This window comes from Pseudomonas sp. Lb2C2, assembly GCF_052112205.1.
GTDB lineage: Bacteria > Pseudomonadota > Gammaproteobacteria > Pseudomonadales > Pseudomonadaceae > Aquipseudomonas > Aquipseudomonas kilonensis.
Window position 1 is genome coordinate 938,704 of the sequence record NZ_JAUTYW010000001.1, and the last position, 19,197, is coordinate 957,900.

Below are 19,197 nucleotides of genomic sequence, written 5' to 3' on the forward strand. Positions count from 1 at the left end.
GATGCCCGCTTTTACAGGGGCTTGATCCAGAACTGCATATGCCCGTGGGCCGGGTCGAACATGCCAGCGGCAAAGCCGAACTTGGCGTAGCTGCCCTGGGCCACGGCATTGCCCTCGAGCACTTCCAGGGTAATCTTGCAGCAACCACGCTGGCGGGCGATGTCCTCGACCTTCTGCAGCATCTTCTGGCTCAACCCTAGGCCGCGAAAATCCGGCATGACCGCCACGTCGTGGATGTTCACCAAGGGCCGGCAGGCAAAGGTTGAAAAACCTTCGAAGCAATTGACCAGCCCCGCCGGTTCGCCGTTGACGAAGGCCAGCACGCTGAAAGCATGGGGGCGCTTGGCCAGTTCCCCGGGCAGGTGCAACAGCACCTCGGCCGGCAACGAATGCCCCCCTCCCATCGGGTCCTGCGCATAGCCATTGAGCACATGACAGATCGCTTCGGCGTGGACCGGGTTGCTGTAGCTGGCTTGCAGAACAAGAATGTCCTTGGCTTCTTCCATGACCTTCCATCTCACTTCAGTAGTACCGGCGACTCGACGCCGTCGGCGGGATACAGGTCAGACCTGCTGACCAAAACGTTGCATTTGCATTTCCTGGAGGCGACTGAGCGTACGGCGAAACGGGAATTGCAGATAGCCCTCGGTGTACAACTCATCCATCGGCACCTGGGCCGAAAGGCACAGCGGCACCTTGCGGTCATAACATTCGTCGACCAGGGCGATGAAGCGCCGTACGCCATCGTCATGGATCGACAACTGCGGCAGTTCGCGATCACCCGCCGCGACCCGTTCGACGCCGTCCTCGGTGCCACGGGCAATGCGCCCTTCGCGCTGTTCGGCGCTCAGGCACGGCACGTCACTGAGCAAGATGACGCTGAAGCGGTCGCACAACGCCATGAAATCCAACGCCGAGAACGGCTGTTCGCAAAGGTCGGGGTAACGGCTCCAGAGCACGGTATCGCTGGCCTGGACCGGTTCAAGCAGACGATGACCGACTTCAATTGGTGCGCTGTTCGACGCTTGCCCGGCGGTCAACTGGATGAAAACATTGGCCAGCGGATCAGGTTGCCCGGGATCGCGCAGCCAATAACGCTGCTGTAACTGGCCTGGGTGCTGGCGATGGTCTTGCCAGCCGTTCACCGGCACGACCTGCATATATCGATTGATCGCGGTGATAGTCGGTAGGAAACGCTCACGATTGTGGCCGTTGGCATAGAGTTCTTCCGGCGGCAGGTTGGAGGTGCTGACCATCACCATGCCCAGTTCGAACATCACTTGGAACAGGCGCCCGAGGATGATCGCGTCGCCAATGTCGTTGACGAACAGTTCGTCGAAACACAGTACCCGCACTTCAGCGCTCAGCTCCCGGGCCAGGGCTTGCAAAGGATCCGGCGTGCCGGTGAGCTGGAACGAACGCTGATGCACCCACGCCATGAAATGATGGAAGTGTTGACGACGGGCCGGCACCTTGAGGCTTTCGTAAAAACGGTCCATCAGCCAGGTCTTGCCACGCCCCACCGGCCCCCAGAGATAAACGCCCTTGATCGACTTGTGACCTTCATGCAACGCCTTGTGGCATTGCTCCAGCGCCATGATGGCCAATTCCTGGGCCTCATCCTGAACGAAGCCGTGGTGTTCGATGGCATGCTGCCAGGCACTCAAGGGGGAGTCGAAAGTCATACGGCCCGGGTCCGGAAAACGAAGGTGGGGAGTATGCCATGGCGGGCGATTGCAGGGGAGCATGGCCCGTGGGAGCAAGGCTTGCCCGCGATAGTCGCGCTGCGCTCTAACAGCCAAACCGCGTTATCGTTCATCGCGGGCAAGCCTTGCTCCCACAGGCCTTGCTCCCACAGACCTGGGTGCAGAACTTTAAATCGAGATATCCAACCGACTGATCTTGCCCTGCTCATCGAGCCGAAAGGTATAGCGCAACTCCAACGGGCTGCCGGGGAATGTCCCGGAGATCAGGTTTTGCACCAGCACCTTGCCAGTGCGTTGCTGCACATTGAGGACTTCCACACGTGGCTGGAAGCGTCGGGCAGTGTCTTCCATCCATTGGGCGATGGCCTGGGTGCCAACACGGTGCTGGCCTTCATCGAACACGTTGGCATCCTCGGCGAAGAAACGCGTCACCGCCGAACTGTCACGGGCATTGGCGGCCGCAATGTAGCCGGCGATGGCCGGGGCCAGGGAAGAGACGGGATTGGACATGATACGGCTCCTTGTTTTATCGATCTGGCACCATGCTAGACCAGCGCTGTGTCAGTTTTTGTCAGGAGTGAAACGCCCGGTTTCGTCCAGTTTCATCAGCGCAAACCAGTCGCGCAGCAAGTCGCTGCGCCGCCCCGGATAACGCTCGCCTTGCTCGGTGGCAGCGGCAATCCGGTCGGTGCGAAAAGTCCGATAGGCGCTGCGCAATTCGCACCAGGCCACCACCACCCGCGCCTCATTGAAAAAGCCCAGGGCCAGCGGCCAGATCAAGCGCTGGCTCGGGGTCTTGTTCACATCGGCGTAATCGATGTGCAGCTTGGCCTGAGCGCGAATGGCCTGGCGGTAGACATTCAGTTCCACGGTGTTCTGCGGATAGCCATAACCCGGCGGGCCAGGCAACACCGTAGGGTTGCGCAACGCGTCTCGCACATCGGGCGCCAGCACCGCAGCGACCTTCGCCAGCGCGTCAGCCGCCGCCTTGCCCAGCACCTCGTCGGCGCGCTGATCCACGTAGCGCAAGCCCAGCACAATGGCCTCGATTTCATCGGCGGTGAACATCAGTGGCGGCAGGAACAGGCCACTGCGCAAGACATAACCAATGCCCGCCTCGCCCTGGATCGGTGCACCGAGGGCCGTGAGTTCGGCAATGTCGCGGTACAAGGTGCGCTCGGAGACGTTCAGTTCGCCCGCCAACGTCGCAGCGGTGACCGGGCAACGCTTGCCGCGCAGGACTTGCAGCAAAGTGAGCAGACGAGTGGTACGCGACACGATGGACAGTCCGCAAAGAAAAAGATGACGCAGATTAGCAGAGGCTGGTGTCAGAAACTGTCAGGAGCCCTCCTACTATGTCTCGCATACATCGGTGTGGCATGGGTTTTTGTGGCGAGGGAGCTTGCTCCCGCTCGGTTGCGCAGCAACCGCAAAAGCTTGGGGCCGCTACGCAGCCCAGCGGGAGCAAGCTCCCTCGCCACAAAAGCACCCTATCCAAGGGTTCGTCGGTTGCCGTAAGGCAACTGTGGGGTATCGTGCTTGATCGCTTCCGCTTTTTCATTCGTTGAGAGTCTATCCATGCGCAGAATCCTCGGCCTTTCCGTTTTCCTGATACTGCTCAGCCTGAGCGCCTGCGCCCTCTTCCCGCACCGTGACCCGCTGAACATCAACGTGGTCGGCATCGAGCCATTGCCCAACCAGGGCCTGGAGGTGCGTTTCGCTGTGAAACTGCGCGTGCAGAACCCCAACGAAACCGCCATCGACTACAACGGCGTGGCGCTGGACCTGGAGGTCAACGGCCGTACGCTTGCGACGGGAGTCAGTGACCAGAGCGGTTCGATCCCGCGCTTTTCCGAGGCGATTCTCAGTGTCCCGGTGAGCATTTCGGCGTTTTCGGTGTTGCGCCAGACCTTGGGCCTGAGCCAGACCCAAAGCCTGGACAACCTGCCCTATGTGCTCAAGGGCAAGCTCGCCGGCGGCGTATTCGGCACCCTGCGCTTCGTCGACCGCGGAACCCTCGACCTGCCGGGCTCCGCCGCCAACTGGTGATCAGGCGGTGAAACGCACGCCGGGCTTGGCGCGCTCATCCACCACCAACTCGAACACATCCGGCCTGGCGTAATGCCCGACCACGTCATAGTCGTAGCGCGCCCGCACCAGTTCATCGGTGTCGATTTCGGCGGTGAGTAACCCCGCCGTGTCTTTCAGCGGCCCGGCCAGCACATCGCCCATGGGCCCGACAATCACGCTGCCACCAGCAATCAATGGCCGCTCGGCCGGCCAGTGCGCGACCTCGATACCCAGGGCCTGCGGCGAGGCCTGGACCTGGCAGGCACTGACCACAAAACAACGACCTTCGTGGGCGATATGGCGCATGGTCACTTGCCACATCTCCCGCTCATCCACCGTCGGCGCACACCAGACTTCCACGCCTTTGGCGTACATCGCGGTGCGCAGCAGCGGCATCATGTTTTCCCAGCACACCGCCGCGCCGACCCGACCGACCTGGCTGTCGATCACGGGCAAGGTCGAACCATCGCCCTTGCCCCAGATCAGCCGCTCGGTACCGGTGGGCATCAACTTGCGGTGCCGGGCCACCAGGCCCGCATCGGGTTCGAAATACAGCGCGGTGCAGTACAGGGTGCTGCCGACACGCTCGATGACGCCCAGCACCAGGCTCGCCCCCGTACGGGCCGACAGCCCGGCCAGCGCTTCGGTTTCAACGCCGGGCACGTCAATGGCATTGGCAAAATAGCGGGCAAACGCCTCGCGCCCTTCCGGCAGCCGGTAACCCAGTTGAGTCCCGAACCCCTCGCCCTTGGGATAGCCACCCAACAGCGCCTCAGGCATCACCACCAAGCGCGCGCCAGCCTCGCGAATGGCCTCTTCGTAGGAAAGGATCTGTGCCAGGGTCTCGCCCTTGCCGCCGGGCAACGAGCCGATCTGCAGGGCAGCCACAATGGATTTGGGCATGGTTTTTCAACTCCTTGATCATCAGGTGTTGCTGATTCTCAAGCAGCCGCCGATCATGAATAAAGCCCCGAATGCTGCTAAATGATATGAGCCTTATGAATATCGCCGACATCGACCTCAATTTGCTCAAGACCTTCGAAGCCCTGCATGACGAATCCAGCGCCAGCCGCGCCGCCGTGCGCCTGGGCGTGACCCAGTCGGCCATCAGCGCTGCGCTGCGCAGGCTTCGCGGTTTGTATGACGATCAATTATTCGTGCGAACGGGCCGGGGCCTGGCGCCGACGCTGCGGGCCAACCAGCTGAAGCCGGTGATCAGCGAAGCACTGGATAAATGCCGCCAGAGCCTGGCGATGGTCGACCCGGATGCCAGCCATTACGAAGGCCGCTCGATCATCGTCGGCCTGTCGGACGATTTCGAGATTGCCCATGGGCGACGCTTGATCGAAGAAGTGGCCCACCGCGCGCCGGGCCTGCGCTTGATTTTCCGCCAGACCCACAGTCAGATCGTCGGCCGGGCCCTGATGGAGCGCGACCTTGACCTGGCGATCACGGCGGGCGGTTTCGCCCAGCGGTTGCTCAGCCGCCAGGTGTTGGGCGAAGGCGATTACGCCTGCCTCCTGGACCCGGCGAGCCTTGCGCAGGGCCAACAATCCCTCAGCCTGGAGGCGTTCGTGGCCCGCGAGCATCTGCTGGTGTCTTCGGGGGGCTTCATCGGCATCACCGATGAAGGGCTGGCCGGGCTTGGCCTGAGTCGGCGAGTCTGTGCCTCGACCACCCACTTTGCCGCGTTGCCGTTCCTGCTCAAGGGCAGCCAGGCTGTGGCGACCATCCCGACCCATGCCGCCCGGGCCATCGCCGACCTCAGCGGCCTGGCCTTGCTACCTTGCCCCCTGGCCTTGCCCCGTTACCCCATCGAACTGGGATGGCGAACCCACACGCAAATGGAACCGACGATGCTCAAGGTTCGCGAGGCCATTACGGCAACATTCGCCTAAGGCTTACTTGTTGGCAGCCATCAGTCGATTGACCTCACTGCGCACCATGTTGGCGTACTCCGGCGGCGACATGCCGTCCAGTTCGGCACGCACCCACTCGGCCCACTTGCCCTTGCGCTTGGAGCGCTCGCCAAACAAGCGGGCAGCATCGCCCTTGGCTTTGCCCAGGTTGTTTTGCCACAGTTCAAAAAGTCGGGATTTTTCGTCTTCCAGCGCGGCACGCTCGGCCAGGGGCTTGTCAGCCAGATTGAAGCTCATGGGAATTACCTGTTGCGTAAATAGGCGCCATCTTACACCTTGCAGGGAAACGTCTTAACCACGATTTGTGATGGGGCTGCGCTGCCAAGGTCGGAGGTTGCAACTTTTGCTCAAGCGCAGCACTCCATTGTTCAATGCCATCATCAGCAAGGAGTACTTCAATGGCCCGTAAAAGCACCGTGCAAGCGAATGGAGAGCAAATCAAGGATCAAGCCTTCAGCGAACTGAAGGCGTTGATCGAGGAATCGGAGAAACTGCTCAAAAGCAGTGCCTCACTGGTGGGTGAAGAAGCTGACGACCTGCGCGGCCAGATCTCCCAGAAACTGCAGCAAGCGCTTGATTCGGTCGCCAGCGCACGGGAGCGTACCCGTCCGATGGTCGATGCCACTGAGGTCTATATTGGCGGCCACCCTTGGCAGACCGTGGCGATTTCCGCCGGTTTCGGGCTGGTGGTGGGCTTGTTGCTGGGGCGGCGTTAAACACCAGCCTCCCCACAGAGGTTTTATGAATGGTTAAAACTGTGGGAGCGAGCTTGCTCGCGATGACGGTGTATCAGGCAACATCTCTGCTGCTGAACCACCGCTATCGCGAGCAAGCTCGCTCCCACAGGGATTTGCTGAGTGGGCATGTAATGCGTGAAATACCCACAAGGTCTTGCTTTAAGCCACTGCTCCCGCCCGCAGGATCGACGTATCCTCCCCGCGATACAGCGCCTCGACCTTCCCCGCCCGCCACTGCAACACCGCCCGTTGGTTGATCGAGCCCTTGTCGGTTATTTCACCGCGGTCGATGGAGGCTGGCTCATCGAGCAAGGCGATCCACTCCACGCGACTGGCGTTGCCGCTGGCTTCGCGGTTCAGGCGTTGCAGCCAGTCGGCGAACCATTGGCGTACCGGCGGGCTGGCGAGGACCAGGGCGTCACTGGCGTCCGCGCCCAGACCTGACAGGCGCCGGCATTCAGCAAGCCGTGGGAACACCAGCGCCCCCAGGCACTCGCGATCCGGTGCGGTGATCACCAGATCCTGCACGTAAGGCGTGCCCTCCAGCACCGCCCGGTTGCGCAACGGCCCGACGCTGACGAAGACACCGGAAGACAATTTGAAATCCTCGGCAATCCGCCCATCGAACATCAGCCCCAGTTGCGGATGGCTGGCATCGGCCAGCTTGATCGCATCCCCCGAACAATAGAAGCCGTCCTCGTCGAACACTTCGGCAGTCTGCTGCGGCGAGCGCCAGTAGCCGGGCATGATGTGCGGCCCGCGAAAACGCCCTTCGAACTTGCCGTCCACCGGCACCAGGCGCACTTCGCAGCCGGGGGCCGGAAGGCCGATGTAGCCGGCCATGGACAACGGCCCGGTGGTAAAGGTGCAGGACGGCGCCGCCTCGGTCATGCCCAGGCCCGCCATCATGCGGATACGTTCGCCGCAATGCTGTTCGGCGACCTTGTCGAGTCGGTCCCAAGTGCTTTGGGAAAGGCCCGCCGCGGCGAAGAAGAACAGGCTGATGCGCTTGAAAAAGCGCTCGCGCAACTCCCCATCACGCTCCAGGGCGTTGACCAGCTCCTCCCAGCCCTTGGGCACGGTCAGGTAGGCGGTCGGCGAAATTTCCTTGAGGTTGCGCAAGGTTTCGGCGAAGCCCTGGGCAGTAGGTTTGCCGTCGTCCAGGTAGAACGTGCCGCCGTTGTACAGCACGATGCCGACGTTGTGGCTACCGCCGAACGTGTGGTTCCACGGCAGCCAGTCCACCAGCACCGGCGGCGCCTCGCCGAACACCGGAAAGGTCTGCAGCAGCATCTGCTGATTGGCGCAAAGCATACGCTGGGTGGTGATCACCGCCTTGGGCAGCTTGGTGGAGCCTGAGGTAAACAGGAACTTGGCGATGCTGTCCGGGCCGGTGGCGGCGAACGCCTGCTCGGCCTCGACGCCGCCAGGTTGGGCCAGCAGGCTGGCGAAGCTTGTCCTGGACCGGCCTGCCATCTCGCCATGCACCGTGATCAAGGGCACGTCCGCTGGCAATACGGCGGTGATCGCCCGCTCGAACGGTGCGGCTTCGCTGACAAATACCAGCCCCGGTTGCAACAGATCGCAGACGTGGCGCAGCTTGGCGAAATCCTGGGACAGCAATGAATAGGCCGGCGATACCGGGCAATAGGGAATACCGGCGTACATCGCGCCGAGGGCCATTTGCAGGTGCTCGATGTCGTTGCCGGAGAGCAGCGCCAAGGGTTTCTCGGCCGATAAACCGTAACCGAGCAGGCTTTGGGCGATGGCCCGGACACTGTCGAGCATCTGCGCATAACTGACTCGACGCCAGTCACCACCGGCTTCACGGGCCGCGATAAACGTCTGCTCTGGGCGCACCTCGGCCCAGTGCACCAGGCGCTCGAGCAATCGCGCCGGCAGCGGGGCCAGGGGTTCCAGGGAGCGCATGTGCAAGATGCCACGCTCTTCCCGGACTTCGACGGCAGGATGACCAATCGACACCTGGCGATACCGCCCGGCCTCGGGTCGGGAGGACGATCTGGACTCGGAACTCACGTACATTTCCTCCACCAAGGCACACTCGGGTCGCGATGCGAGCGGAGCGTGGCAGCACTAGGCTGCGGCCTTGTCATTATTATTCTGGCCTGCATCGGGGCGACGGCGTTCAAGGCTCGACCGCCCGCGATGCGACGGGTTTCAGATCGGGTAATGCCGGGGACCGTTCTGCAAGGTCACCCAACGCAGCTGGGTGAAATGCTCGATGGACGCCTTGCCGCCAAAGCTGCCGTAACCGCTGGACTTGACCCCACCGAAGGGCATCTGCGCCTCGTCGTGCACGGTCGGCCCGTTGATGTGGCAAATGCCCGACTCGACCCGCTGGGCCAAGGCCAGCGCACGGCTCGTGTCGCGACTGAAGATAGCGGCCGACAGGCCGAACTCGGAATCGTTGGCCAGGCGCAGCAGCTCTTCATCGCCGTCACCGCGCAGCAACACGGCCACCGGCCCGAAGGACTCTTCGCGGTACAGGCGCATCTGCGCAGTGACGCCGTCGAGCAAGGTTGGTTGCAGGATGCTGCCTTCCAACTGTCCACCCGTGACCAGCGTTGCACCTTTGGCCAGGGCATCGTCGATCAGCCCCTTGATACGCTGGCCGGCACTGACGTCAACCAACGAACCCAGCACCGAATCGCCGGCCGCCGGATCACCGGCGCGCAGGGTGGCGATCTTGGCAGTCAAGCGGGTGATGAACTCATCCGCCACGCGGGCATCGACAATCAGTCGCTCGGTGGACATGCAGATCTGGCCTTGGTTGAAGTACGCCCCGAAGGCCGCCGCTTGCACCGCGGCGTCCAGATCAGCATCGTCCAGCACCAGCAGCGGCGCCTTGCCACCGAGCTCCAGCAACGCGGGTTTGAGGTGGCGCGCCGACAGTTCGCCGACGATGCGCCCGACGTGGGTCGAACCGGTGAAATTGACCCGGCGCACCGCCGGGTTGGCGATCAACCGCTCGACAATAGCCGGCGCATCGGCAGGTGCGTTACAGATCACGTTGACCACACCGTCACCCAGCCCGGCGTCTTGCAACACCTGGCCGATCAGCCGGTGCACCGCCGGGCTTATCTCGGAAGCCTTGAGCACCACGGTGTTACCACAGGCCAGGGGCATGGCGATGGCGCGGGTGGCGAGAATCACCGGAGCGTTCCAGGGGGCGATGCCCAGCACCACGCCGCAAGGCTGACGCAGGGCCATGGCGAAACTGCCAGGCACGTCGGAAGGAATGATTTCGCCGTTGATCTGGGTGGTCATGGACGCCGCTTCGCGCAGCATGTTCGCCGCCAGGTGCACGTTGAAACCGTACCAGTTGGCCATGGCGCCGGTCTCGCCGGCGGCGGCGACAAATTCACTGCTGCGGGCCTGCAACTGCTCGGCCGCACGCAACAGACGTGTGCGGCGCTCGTTGGGCGCCAGTGCGGCCCAGGCGGGAAACGCCGCTTGGGCTGCGGCCACGGCGGCATCGGCATCTTCCAGGGTGGCGGCGGCCACGCGAGACACCACCTCACCCGTCACCGGGTTGCAGCGTTCGAAGGTCCGGCCGTCACGGGCCGGGCACGACTGGCCGCCAATCAACAGGGGCACGTCCAGCATGGTGATTCCTCTTTATTGTCTTTATCGGGAATACATCGCAGCGGTGTAACAGTAGCGCCAGGGCGACGCAGCGAACAGCGGGATGCGGCCTGCCATTCGCCTGTCGTTTCAGCGCTTATAGGTTTGCAAGCCAGGCTTGATGCTCTTGTCGTCCAGGAACTGCTTCATGCCCTGCTCGCGCCCGCCTTCGGTGTCGAGCAGGCGCGACTGGTCGAGCTTGGCGTACAGGTAATCCTCGTTCTGCTCCCAGGTCAGCTCGCGGCAGCGCTTGAAACCATGCTTGGCGGCTCGCAGCACCACCGGATTCTTCTCCAGCAGGTTGCGCGCCAGCTCCACAGTGACTTCACGCAGTTGCGCCAGGGGCACGCTTTCGTTGACCAGGCCCATCTCGGCGGCTTTCTGCCCGCCGAAGGTCTTGCCGGTCATGATGTAGTACAGCGATTGGCGATGGCCCACGGTATCGGCCATGGCCTTGCTGACCAGGTTACCCGGCGGGATGCCCCAGTTGATTTCCGAGAGCCCGAAGGTCGCTTCGTCGGCGCAGATCGCCAGGTCGCACGCCACTAGCGGGCTGAAACCGCCACCAAAGCACCAGCCGTTAACCATGGCGATGGTTGGCTTGGCGTACATGCGCAGCAGCTTCCATTGCCATTGCGAGGCTTCACGACGGATTTTTTCCTGGAGGATTTCCGGCCCGGCATCCACTTCGCGGAAATATTCCTTGAGGTCCATGCCGGCGGTCCAGGCATCACCGGCCCCGGTCAGCACCAATACGCCAGCGGCCGGATCCTGCTCCAGCGTCTCGAGCACGTCGATCATCTCGCGGTTGAGGGTCGGGCTCATGGCGTTGCGTTTTTCCGGGCGATTGAGGGTGACCCAGGCGATGCCCTCCTCGATATCGACCTTGACCGTTTTCCAGCGACCTTCGTAATTGCTCATGATGCGTGCTCTCTTGTTCTTGGCTGAAGATGATCAAAAACTAAACCGGAAAATTAGTTATGTCAATTAACTATTAATCGATTTATCTGTATTTTCCCGGGCCTGGATCGAAAATTACAAATCTTGAATATGCGCGAGCCCGTAGCCAAGGCGCCGCAACCCCGGCAAACTGGATAGCCTTGTTAATCACTTACCTTGAGGAAGCTCACTTCGATGGCCAAGTCTTCCAAGCTTGCCGAACCCGCCGAGCCCCTGGCCGCCGGTACCGACGCGCAAGCGCCGCTGGACTCCGCGCTGGACGACCTGATCGGTTACGCCCTGCGTCGCGCCCAGTTGAAACTGTTCCAGAACCTGATTGGCCGGCTTGCCGTCCACGATCTGCGCCCTGCCCAGTTTTCGGCCCTGGCGATCATCGACCAGAATCCCGGCCTGATGCAGGCCGACCTGGCCAAGGCCCTGACGATCGAACCACCGCAAGTGGTGCCGCTGCTCAACAAGCTGGAAAGCCGGGCCCTGGCCGTGCGCGTGCGGTGCAAGCCGGACAAGCGCTCCTATGGGATTTTCCTGAGCAAGACGGGCGAGACCCTGCTCAAGGAACTCAAGCAAATCGCCGCACAGAGCGACCTTGACTCCACGGCGACCCTTTCAGGGACTGAGCGTGAGGAGTTGCTGCGGTTGTTGAAGAAGGTTTACCAGTAGCAAACCTGGCGGTGTTCCCTGTGGCGAGGACGCAAGCTCCGGCTATGTGGGAGCAAAGCTTGCTCGCGACGAAGGCACCTCGATTCCTGAGAAACCGCAGCGCTTTCATCGCGGGCAAGCCTTGCTCCCACAAGAGCAAGCCAGGCACCTGGAAACTCACCAGATCGGCACGCTGTACGTCACCAGGAACCGGGTCTGGTTCTCGTCGCGAAATGCCGCCGTACCTGGGAAGTTGTTGCGATAGATCGATTTGCGTGCCAGCAGCCCGACGTTTTTCAGCGGGCCGCCCTGGATCACGTACCCCAGCTCCATCTGGAACTCGCGCTCCTTGCGATCCTCGGCATTGAGGGCCGCCAGTTCGATGTGATCGCCACGCACATAACGCAGCCGGCTCCGCAGGCCCGGCACGCCCACGGCCGCAAAGTCGTAGTCATGGATCGCCTGCCAGGTGCGTTCCTTGGCATTGAGGAAATCCGAGCTCATGGTCATTTCACTCAAGCCCATCAACTCGGTGCCAGACACGTAAGGTGTGGCCGTATCGCCACTGGAATGCATGTAGCCCAGGCTCACCCGATGCCCGCCCAGGCGATAGCCGACCAGCGCCGAGACATTGCGGTTATCCACCTTCCCCGCCTTGGCCGCACCATCTTCATCACTGAAAAAACTGCGCAGGTCGGTGGTCAGGACGCCATCGCCCAAGGGCAGGTTATGCAACAACGCCAGGGTGTCCTGTTGGTACAGGTCCGCCACTTCGGCGTGGTAAGCCCGCAGGCTGAGGTCTTTGTTGACCTGGTAGTCGCCGCCCACATACGCCATATGGGAAGAAGTCGCCGCACCGTTGAAACGACGGTTGGGCGAGGCGATGCTCATCGGTTGGTAGTCGGTGGAATCACGCCGGGCGATGCGATCGATATAACCGGTGTTCAACGTCAAGCCGTCGATGTCCTTGGAACTGAGGGTCGTCCCGCGAAAGGTCTGCGGCAGCAGCCGCGACGGGCTGGCAAAGGCGAACGGCAGGAAGATCGACACATCGCCGGTCTTCACCGTGGTTTGCGCAAAACGCAGCTTGCCGGTCACGCCCAGGCGCGAATACTCATCCGCCGCGCGCTTGTCGCTGCTCGACACCGGCAGCAGTTCGGTGCCGCTTCGGTCCGGCGACGAGTCGAGTTTGATGCCCAGCAATCCCCTCACGTCGAGGCCGAACCCGACCAGACCTGGGGTAAATCCCGACTCGACGTTCATGAACACGCCTTGAGCCCACTCCCTGGTCGCGGTCTTGGCGCCGTCGTCCTTGTAGTCGCGGTCCATGTAGTAATTGCGCAGGGTCAGGGTGCCGTGGCTGTCGTCGATGAAGCCCTCCGCCCGCAAGGCAGGAGCCCCCAGACTCAGCCCGAGGCAGGCCAGCAAATGGACAAGCGATAAAACAGGGTGCGCCATCGAGGCGTCCCGGGCAAGGTTTGGCATGTTCGATATCCACTTATTGTTGTTGTTTTGATCGGCCCAGCCTTGGTGATAGGGGCCGTGCGAACCAAGAATGGAAACGGCACGGGGGCTTCGTCAATCCAGAATGACCGATAATCGAACATTAATATCATTAACTAATTTATCAATTGGCCTGCATTTTTTCACCAAACCGCTGATTTTCTTGATGATCTGCTCCGTTATTGACTTCCCTTTGGCCGCCTTCATTTTTTAGTTAGCTTTGTTAATCTTAAATACACCCGTCGGTTTTCCTCCGAGTCGGTGCCCCCTCACAAAAACAATAAGAGGATTTGCCATGAACCAGCCGGCGCGTCGTGCGACGCTGACCATCGCCTTGTGTTTCATCGTTGCGTTGATCGAGGGTTTCGACCTGCAGTCAGCCGGTACCGCAGCCGCAGGGCTGCGACAGACGTTTGCCCTCGACCCGAAAATGATGGGTTGGGTATTCAGCGCCGGGATCATCGGGCTGTTGCCGGGTGCGTTCTTCGGTGGCTGGATCGCGGATCGCATCGGTCGTAAGAAAATCCTCGTCGCCGCGGTCTTGCTGTTCGGCGTATTTTCCCTCAGCACCGCTTATGTCGAACACTTTTCAAGCCTCTTGCTGGTGCGTTTCATGACCGGCCTGGGCCTGGGCGCCGCCCTGCCCAACCTCATCGCCCTGTGTGCCGAAGCCGTGGGCGAGCAGCGCCGGGGCACGGCCATCAGCGTGATGTATGCGGGCGTGCCGTTGGGCGGTGCGTTGGCGGCAGTGGTCGCCATGCTGTTTGGCGAGCACTGGCAGATGACGTTTTTCATCGGTGGGTTGGCGCCCCTGCTGGTGGTCCCGCTGATGCTCCTGTGGCTCCCCGAGTCCAGCGCCTTTCGCCAGGCGCAGGATGGCAGCTCATCGCGCGGCACCACCGCCCAGGCGCTGTTCGGTGAAGGTCGCGGCCGTACCACCTTGGCGCTGTGGCTGAGCTATTTCTTCACCCTGACGGTGATGTACATGTTGCTCAACTGGCTACCGTCGTTGCTGCTGGAACAAGGCTTCAGCAAACCTCAGGCCGGCCTGGTGCAGATGCTGTTCAACATCGGCGGAGCGCTTGGCTCGTTGCTCGGTGGCCTGTTGCTGGACCGCTGCAACGGCATCAAGGTGGTGCTGTTCGTCTATGCCGGTCTGCTGAGCGCCCTGGCCGGGGTCGGGTTGTCCGTCGGCATCGTGCCGATGGCCATTGCCGGGTTCGCCGCCGGGTTGTTCGTCATGGCCGCGCAATTGGTCCTCTATGCCCTGGCACCGCCCTCCTACCCTACGGCCATCCGTGCGACGGGGGTTGGTGCTGCAGTGGCCATCGGACGCCTGGGGTCGGTGGCCGGGCCTCTGGCCGCCGGGCAGATCCTGGCGGCCGGGGGCGGAACCACTGCCGTATTGCTGGCGACTTCTCCTGGGTTGGTGGTTGCGACGCTGGCTATTCTTAGTGTGATTCGTCATTCGGCAGAGCCGCGGTTGAGTGCGACGAACCCGGTTGGGGAGAACTCCTGACGTTGAAAAGCGGGTAGACACTGGAAGCGAGTCCATACATAAGGGCGAAACCGACAGCCGTCGTGACCGCAGCAACGGATATTCACCCCTCAGATAAAAGAACCCAAAAAAAAGGCGCTTCCCATTGCTGAAGGAAGCGCCGTTTTTCTATATGAACAGCATCACGCCGAAGCGGGCTTGTCACTCATCAAAATGCAATCAGTCGTCGCGGCCCATCAGGCCAAACAACTGCAGCAAGCTGACGAACAGGTTGTAGATCGATACATACAGGCTGACAGTGGCCATGATGTAGTTACGCTCGCCGCCGTGGATGATGGCGCTGGTCTGGTACAGGATGCAGACCGACGAGAACAGCACGAAGCCAGCGCTGATCGCCAGTTGCAGACCGCTGATCTGGAAGAAGAAGCTGGCCAGCACTGCCCCCAGCAGGACGAAGAAACCTGCGGTGATGAAGCCACCCAGGAAACTCATGTCCTTGCGGGAAATCAGCACGTAGGCCGACAGGCCACCAAAGACCAGCGCCGTCATTGCAAAGGCCGAGCTGACCACTTCGGCGCCGCCCTGCATCTGCAGGTAGCGATTGAGGATCGGGCCGAGCAAAAAGCCCATGAAGCCGGTCAGGGCGAACGCCGACACCAGGCCCCAGGCCGAATCACGGAGTTTGTTGGTGAGGAAGAACAGGCCGTAGAAACCGATCAGCACGACGAAGATGTTCGGGTAACCCACCCGCATCTGTTGTGCGACGTAGGCCATCACACCGCTGAAAGCGAGTGTAAGTGCCAGCAGGCCATAAGTGTTGCGCAGGACGCGGCTAACCTCTAGCTGCTCAGCCTGCACGCTGTTGTTCACTGCGTAATCCTGTTCGCGCATGGCGACACTCCTCCGGTTTTGAAACATTCAGTGGCAAGGATCATAACAGACGCTCTGTAACAAGCTACGTAGAGAGTTTGACAGTGTGTTTCATTCGGGTATTATGGCGCCCGCAACGCAATACGGAGGTGTGGCCGAGTGGTTTAAGGCAACGGTCTTGAAAACCGTCGACTGTAACAGGTCCATGAGTTCGAATCCCATCGCCTCCGCCATCTTCTAACGAAAAAGCCCTGATTATTCAGGGCTTTTTCGTGTCTGGCATTCAGAATGCCGATTGCAGCTTCAGCATTGGACACAGCTATGGCAAACCCTCCCCAGCCACTCAAGGAAAGAAAAGTGACCAGTAAAACCATCGGTTCCATCGTTGCTGCAATCGCGGGCATCCTCTTGTTATGCGTCTTCTTTGGCAGTTGGTACACGGTCGACGAAACCGAGCGCGGCGTGCTGCTGCGCAACGGGGCACTGGTCGGGGTGGTTGAACCGGGACTGTCCTTCAAGATGCCGTTCATCGAGTCGGTACGCCTGATCAGCGTCCAGAGCCAAGTGACGGCTTATGAAGACCTCCAGGCCTACAGCAAGGACCAACAGTCCGCCGAGCTCAAGGTGTCCGTGTCCTGGCACATCGCGCCTTCCGATGTCGCGAAGGTCTATACCCAGTTCAAGGACCTTGAAGGCATCCGCGACCGGATGATCAGCCGCCAGGTGCCTACCCAGGTGGAAAACGTCTTTGGCAAGTTCAACGCCGTGGCCGCCGTGCAGAACCGCGTCCAGCTGGTCAACGACATTTCCACGGCCATCAAGGCCACCATCACCGGTCCCGTGATCATCGACAGCGTCCAGGTCGAGAACATCGACTTCAGTGACGCCTACGAGAAGGCCATCGAAGCGCGCATGGCCGCGGAAGTCCAGGTCAAGACCCGTGAACAGCAGCTCGCCACCGAACAGGTGCAAGCGCAGATTCGGGTAACCCAGGCCCAGGCAGAGGCCGATTCGCAAGTGGCGCAGGCCAAGGCAGACGCACTGGCGACCGAGTTGCGCGGCAAAGCCGAAGCCGAAGCCATCAAGGCGCGGGCCCAGGCCCTGGCCAGCAACCAGAACCTGGTGGAACTGACCAAGGCTGAGCGCTGGAATGGTGTATTGCCAACCACCGTACTGCCGAACGGCGCCCTGCCCTTCATCGACATCAAGTAACACCACAGGCGCGGCCTGCCAGGCCGCGCCTGCTCCGTCCCGGAGCGCTCCCGCAGCAAGGCCCCTCTCGTTAGCGCTACACTCAACCATGAACCCGACGTTCATCGTTAGCAGGGAGCTCAACGTGTACCCAGGCAAAAGCAAACCGACACGACCATCCGTACGACGATTACCTTTTTCCCCCTTCGGCTCACGCCTTGAGCGTCTCTCCCCCCTCGGGAACTCACCGACTCCTTCGATAAGCGCCCTAATAGGAGAATAGCGTGACCACGATTATCAGAAAATATAAATGGCCCGCCCTGTTGGCCGTCGCGCTTGTTGTCTTTTCCGCACTGATATTCTTTTTGATCAAGTCATACACGTACGACTCATCGACCTACTTCGAATCTCGCGACTTCATCCGCCAACTCAAGCAGGCCGACGCGAACTGGAACGGCAAAATCCTCAGGAAAAAGATCGGCGTCAACCACAATCTGTCACTGGCGCCGCCAGCGGAGGCGGACAGCCGCTGGCAGCAGTTGGAGCGACTCAACAGCTCCGGCCCCTTGGCGGCGCTTTGGGCCTCCAGGCGCAAGGGCTATGTGGACGCCGTCAAGAACAAGACCTCGCTGGTAGAGCAATTCGAACAGCACAACGCCAATCTGCGCACGTCCCTGGACGCGCTGCCGCAGGTCGAAGACCAGATTCAGACACTGCTCAAGGAGATGAGCATCGAAAGCCCCATGGAGCGCCTGACCGCGGCGTCCAATGTACTTGAATTGACCCTGACGACACTGGAGTTCGCACTTGATGTCACCTCGGACAAAGCCCTGGAAGTGCAAGGCAGATTAACCGAGCTGGAACCCTACATCGACCAGTTGCCCGCGACCTATCAGGCGCACTTCATTACCCTGATCCAGCACGTCAAGACCATCGTCCAGGAACAACCTGTCGTCAATGACCTGCTTGATCGCATCAGCGTCATTCCGGTTGCCCAGGAGCTGGACAGCATCAACGAACTGCTGAACGAGACACAACGCAGGACCGCCGCAACCGACCGTCAATACCATATCTACCTGGCCGTGTGTGCCAGCTTGATGGCGCTGTTGATGATCTACCTGGCGGTGCGCCTGGTTCGCAGTTACGCCATGATCAATCAGATCAACCAGGCACTGCAAACGTCCAATGAACGCCTCGAAGAGCGCGTGCAGGAACGCACCCGTGAGTTGATGGAGGCCGAACGCGAACTGGTGGATGCGGCCCGAATGGCAGGCATGGCAGAGATCGCCACGAATGTGTTGCACAACGTCGGGAATGTGCTCAACAGCGTGAACATTTCAGCCGAGCTTGTGACCCGCAAGTTAAGGACCAGCAAGACGCTCGGGCTCACCAAGGCGGTCAATATGATGAATGAACATGCCGAGGATCTTGGTCAGTTCATCACCCATGATGAAAAAGGCCGGTTGCTGCCGCGTTATTTCAACGAGCTGGTCGACTCCATCGCCGCCGAACAGAAACTGCTTATCGATGAATTGGCGCAGTTGACCAAGAGCATCGATCACATCAAGGAAATCGTCACCACCCAACAAACCTATGCGGGGGCCGCCAGGCTGATCGAACCGCTCAATGTCAGCGATCTGTTCGAAGATGCGCTACGCATGAACTCGGGCGCGCTCAGTCGGCATCACGTCACCGTCATCAAGGAATATCAGGACGTTCCGGCGATCATGGGGGACAAGCACAGGTTGCTGTTGATCCTGATCAACCTGATCAGCAACGCCAAGTTCGCTATGTCGCACATCAGTGAGCACCCACGGGAAATGACCCTGGGGATTCGCATCCTCGACGAAACGACGCTATGCGTCAGCGTCAAGGACCGCGGCGAAGGCATTTCCCCGGAAAACCTGGCCCGCATCTTCAACCACGGCTTCACGACCCGCAAGGACGGCCATGGGTTTGGCTTGCACAGCTGCGCCCTGGCGGCAGTTGAAATGAATGGCCGCCTCCATGTCCATAGCGACGGACCGGGGCAAGGCGCCCTGTTTACCCTGGAGATACCGCTGGAGTTGGCGCGCGTCTGACTCTGTCGGAGACCCTGTGGCGAGGGAGCTTGCTCCCGCTGGGCTGCGCAGCAGCCCTTTTTTGTGAGCGCTTCGCACTCAAGCGGGAGCAAGCTCCCTCGCCACGGGTTTGTCGACTAAACAGTATCGGTGAACATCCACCTATTTCGTGTTCACAGGCCGGCCGCTACGGCTTCTACGGGTCGGCAACGCGGCGGCGTAGGCCAGCGCTTCCTCACGGGAAGCAAAGGAGCCCAGCCGGTCAGCCTGGGTACAGACCCTCCATGGGCCGCTGTTTACGCTGAGGACGTCATAACCGTTGATGTGCATTTTCGTCAGCATCGCAGTACTCATCAGTCACCTCCGACTTTAACCAAGGGTGCACGGCTTACCATACAC

The 19,197-nt window shown here is 61.0% G+C and carries 19 protein-coding genes and 1 tRNA gene; 8 read left to right on the top strand and 12 right to left on the bottom strand.

The features are described 5' to 3' along the window. Positions 1-11: 11 nt before the first annotated feature. The 4 genes from Q7F16_RS03960 to Q7F16_RS03975 form a co-directional block, all read right to left on the bottom strand. The gene (locus Q7F16_RS03960) at positions 12-506 is read right to left on the bottom strand and encodes a GNAT family N-acetyltransferase (protein ID WP_046065387.1); all 495 of its coding nucleotides are present in this window, start codon (positions 504-506) and stop codon (positions 12-14) included. Positions 507-563: 57 nt separating this feature from the next. Then, the gene (zapE, locus tag Q7F16_RS03965) at positions 564-1,685 is read right to left on the bottom strand and encodes a cell division protein ZapE (protein WP_046065388.1); all 1,122 of its coding nucleotides are present in this window, start codon (positions 1,683-1,685) and stop codon (positions 564-566) included. 189 nt (positions 1,686-1,874) lie between these two features. Next, a complete protein-coding gene (locus Q7F16_RS03970) occupies positions 1,875-2,216 on the bottom strand; it encodes a nuclear transport factor 2 family protein (protein ID WP_072348557.1) in 342 nt (113 codons plus the stop codon). Positions 2,217-2,267: 51 nt separating this feature from the next. Next, positions 2,268-2,984: a helix-turn-helix transcriptional regulator gene (locus tag Q7F16_RS03975; RefSeq protein WP_014338134.1), complete on the bottom strand. Its 717-nt coding sequence runs from the start codon at positions 2,982-2,984 to the stop codon at positions 2,268-2,270. A gap of 300 nt (positions 2,985-3,284) precedes the next feature. Between Q7F16_RS03975 and Q7F16_RS03980 the strand changes: the two genes are divergently transcribed. Continuing rightward, positions 3,285-3,755: an LEA type 2 family protein gene (locus tag Q7F16_RS03980; protein ID WP_014338133.1), complete on the top strand. Its 471-nt coding sequence runs from the start codon at positions 3,285-3,287 to the stop codon at positions 3,753-3,755. Here Q7F16_RS03980 and Q7F16_RS03985 read toward each other — a convergent pair whose 3' ends face one another. After that, a complete protein-coding gene (locus Q7F16_RS03985) occupies positions 3,756-4,679 on the bottom strand; it encodes a carbon-nitrogen hydrolase family protein (protein WP_003202409.1) in 924 nt (307 codons plus the stop codon). It lies immediately after the preceding gene. A gap of 86 nt (positions 4,680-4,765) precedes the next feature. On the opposite strand from Q7F16_RS03985, the gene Q7F16_RS03990 reads away from it, so the two are divergent. Further along, positions 4,766-5,674 carry a LysR substrate-binding domain-containing protein gene (locus Q7F16_RS03990; RefSeq protein WP_079303879.1) on the top strand — a complete coding sequence of 303 codons (909 nt, stop codon included), beginning with the start codon at positions 4,766-4,768 and terminating at the stop codon, positions 5,672-5,674. Positions 5,675-5,677: 3 nt separating this feature from the next. Here Q7F16_RS03990 and Q7F16_RS03995 read toward each other — a convergent pair whose 3' ends face one another. Beyond that, positions 5,678-5,932: a hypothetical protein gene (locus Q7F16_RS03995; RefSeq protein WP_003181187.1), complete on the bottom strand. Its 255-nt coding sequence runs from the start codon at positions 5,930-5,932 to the stop codon at positions 5,678-5,680. Positions 5,933-6,093: 161 nt separating this feature from the next. On the opposite strand from Q7F16_RS03995, the gene Q7F16_RS04000 reads away from it, so the two are divergent. Further along, on the top strand, positions 6,094-6,411 hold the full coding sequence (locus Q7F16_RS04000; RefSeq protein ID WP_014338130.1) for a DUF883 family protein: 318 nt from the start codon (positions 6,094-6,096) through the stop codon (positions 6,409-6,411). Positions 6,412-6,591: 180 nt separating this feature from the next. On the opposite strand, the gene Q7F16_RS04005 is transcribed toward Q7F16_RS04000, so the two are convergent. From Q7F16_RS04005 to Q7F16_RS04015, 3 genes are all read right to left on the bottom strand, one after another. Beyond that, positions 6,592-8,469 carry a feruloyl-CoA synthase gene (locus Q7F16_RS04005; protein WP_409557220.1) on the bottom strand — a complete coding sequence of 626 codons (1,878 nt, stop codon included), beginning with the start codon at positions 8,467-8,469 and terminating at the stop codon, positions 6,592-6,594. Positions 8,470-8,610: 141 nt separating this feature from the next. After that, positions 8,611-10,059 (bottom strand): aldehyde dehydrogenase, encoded by a 1,449-nt coding sequence (locus Q7F16_RS04010; RefSeq protein WP_409557221.1) that lies wholly within the window; start codon positions 10,057-10,059, stop codon positions 8,611-8,613. Between the two features lie 108 nt (positions 10,060-10,167). Beyond that, positions 10,168-10,998 (bottom strand): p-hydroxycinnamoyl CoA hydratase/lyase, encoded by an 831-nt coding sequence (locus tag Q7F16_RS04015; RefSeq protein WP_003202420.1) that lies wholly within the window; start codon positions 10,996-10,998, stop codon positions 10,168-10,170. 213 nt (positions 10,999-11,211) lie between these two features. On the opposite strand from Q7F16_RS04015, the gene Q7F16_RS04020 reads away from it, so the two are divergent. After that, the gene (locus tag Q7F16_RS04020; protein WP_046065392.1) at positions 11,212-11,697 is read left to right on the top strand and encodes a MarR family winged helix-turn-helix transcriptional regulator; all 486 of its coding nucleotides are present in this window, start codon (positions 11,212-11,214) and stop codon (positions 11,695-11,697) included. A 156-nt stretch (positions 11,698-11,853) separates the two neighbouring features. Here the strand turns inward: Q7F16_RS04020 and Q7F16_RS04025 are convergent, their stop codons facing one another. Continuing rightward, the gene (locus Q7F16_RS04025) at positions 11,854-13,161 is read right to left on the bottom strand and encodes an OprD family porin (protein WP_409557222.1); all 1,308 of its coding nucleotides are present in this window, start codon (positions 13,159-13,161) and stop codon (positions 11,854-11,856) included. A 313-nt stretch (positions 13,162-13,474) separates the two neighbouring features. Here Q7F16_RS04025 and mhpT point away from each other — a divergent pair, with 313 nt between their 5' ends. After that, on the top strand, positions 13,475-14,698 hold the full coding sequence (gene mhpT, locus Q7F16_RS04030; RefSeq protein WP_014338125.1) for a 3-(3-hydroxy-phenyl)propionate transporter MhpT: 1,224 nt from the start codon (positions 13,475-13,477) through the stop codon (positions 14,696-14,698). A gap of 198 nt (positions 14,699-14,896) precedes the next feature. On the opposite strand, the gene Q7F16_RS04035 is transcribed toward mhpT, so the two are convergent. Next, a complete protein-coding gene (locus tag Q7F16_RS04035) occupies positions 14,897-15,568 on the bottom strand; it encodes a Bax inhibitor-1/YccA family protein (RefSeq protein WP_014338124.1) in 672 nt (223 codons plus the stop codon). Positions 15,569-15,692: 124 nt separating this feature from the next. Here Q7F16_RS04035 and Q7F16_RS04040 point away from each other — a divergent pair. The 3 genes from Q7F16_RS04040 (at position 15,693) to Q7F16_RS04050 (ending at position 18,819) form a co-directional block, all read left to right on the top strand. Continuing rightward, positions 15,693-15,780 (top strand) — tRNA-Ser (locus Q7F16_RS04040). A gap of 124 nt (positions 15,781-15,904) precedes the next feature. After that, positions 15,905-16,759, top strand: a complete 855-nt coding sequence (locus tag Q7F16_RS04045) for an SPFH domain-containing protein (protein ID WP_018601987.1) — start codon at positions 15,905-15,907, stop codon at positions 16,757-16,759. 263 nt (positions 16,760-17,022) lie between these two features. Beyond that, positions 17,023-18,819: a DAHL domain-containing protein gene (locus Q7F16_RS04050; RefSeq protein ID WP_409557223.1), complete on the top strand. Its 1,797-nt coding sequence runs from the start codon at positions 17,023-17,025 to the stop codon at positions 18,817-18,819. A gap of 141 nt (positions 18,820-18,960) precedes the next feature. Here the strand turns inward: Q7F16_RS04050 and Q7F16_RS04055 are convergent, their stop codons facing one another. Then, positions 18,961-19,152, bottom strand: coding sequence for a DUF2188 domain-containing protein (locus Q7F16_RS04055; protein WP_079303114.1), 192 nt, complete (start codon positions 19,150-19,152; stop codon positions 18,961-18,963). Positions 19,153-19,197: the final 45 nt, after the last annotated feature.

Bases quoted from the DNA above. Each gene is read 5' to 3' on its own strand.
- Q7F16_RS03960 (WP_046065387.1), bottom strand. From the start codon at position 506: ATGGAAGAAGCCAAGGACATTCTTGTTCTGCAAGCCAGCTACAGCAAC.
- zapE (WP_046065388.1), bottom strand. From the start codon at position 1,685: ATGACTTTCGACTCCCCCTTGAGTGCCTGGCAGCATGCCATCGAACAC.
- Q7F16_RS03970 (WP_072348557.1), bottom strand. From the start codon at position 2,216: ATGTCCAATCCCGTCTCTTCCCTGGCCCCGGCCATCGCCGGCTACATT.
- Q7F16_RS03980 (WP_014338133.1), top strand. From the start codon at position 3,285: ATGCGCAGAATCCTCGGCCTTTCCGTTTTCCTGATACTGCTCAGCCTG.
- Q7F16_RS03985 (WP_003202409.1), bottom strand. From the start codon at position 4,679: ATGCCCAAATCCATTGTGGCTGCCCTGCAGATCGGCTCGTTGCCCGGC.
- Q7F16_RS03990 (WP_079303879.1), top strand. From the start codon at position 4,766: ATGAGCCTTATGAATATCGCCGACATCGACCTCAATTTGCTCAAGACC.
- Q7F16_RS03995 (WP_003181187.1), bottom strand. From the start codon at position 5,932: ATGAGCTTCAATCTGGCTGACAAGCCCCTGGCCGAGCGTGCCGCGCTG.
- Q7F16_RS04000 (WP_014338130.1), top strand. From the start codon at position 6,094: ATGGCCCGTAAAAGCACCGTGCAAGCGAATGGAGAGCAAATCAAGGAT.
- Q7F16_RS04010 (WP_409557221.1), bottom strand. From the start codon at position 10,059: ATGCTGGACGTGCCCCTGTTGATTGGCGGCCAGTCGTGCCCGGCCCGT.
- Q7F16_RS04015 (WP_003202420.1), bottom strand. From the start codon at position 10,998: ATGAGCAATTACGAAGGTCGCTGGAAAACGGTCAAGGTCGATATCGAG.
- Q7F16_RS04020 (WP_046065392.1), top strand. From the start codon at position 11,212: ATGGCCAAGTCTTCCAAGCTTGCCGAACCCGCCGAGCCCCTGGCCGCC.
- Q7F16_RS04025 (WP_409557222.1), bottom strand. From the start codon at position 13,161: ATGCCAAACCTTGCCCGGGACGCCTCGATGGCGCACCCTGTTTTATCG.
- mhpT (WP_014338125.1), top strand. From the start codon at position 13,475: ATGAACCAGCCGGCGCGTCGTGCGACGCTGACCATCGCCTTGTGTTTC.
- Q7F16_RS04035 (WP_014338124.1), bottom strand. From the start codon at position 15,568: ATGCGCGAACAGGATTACGCAGTGAACAACAGCGTGCAGGCTGAGCAG.
- Q7F16_RS04055 (WP_079303114.1), bottom strand. From the start codon at position 19,152: ATGAGTACTGCGATGCTGACGAAAATGCACATCAACGGTTATGACGTC.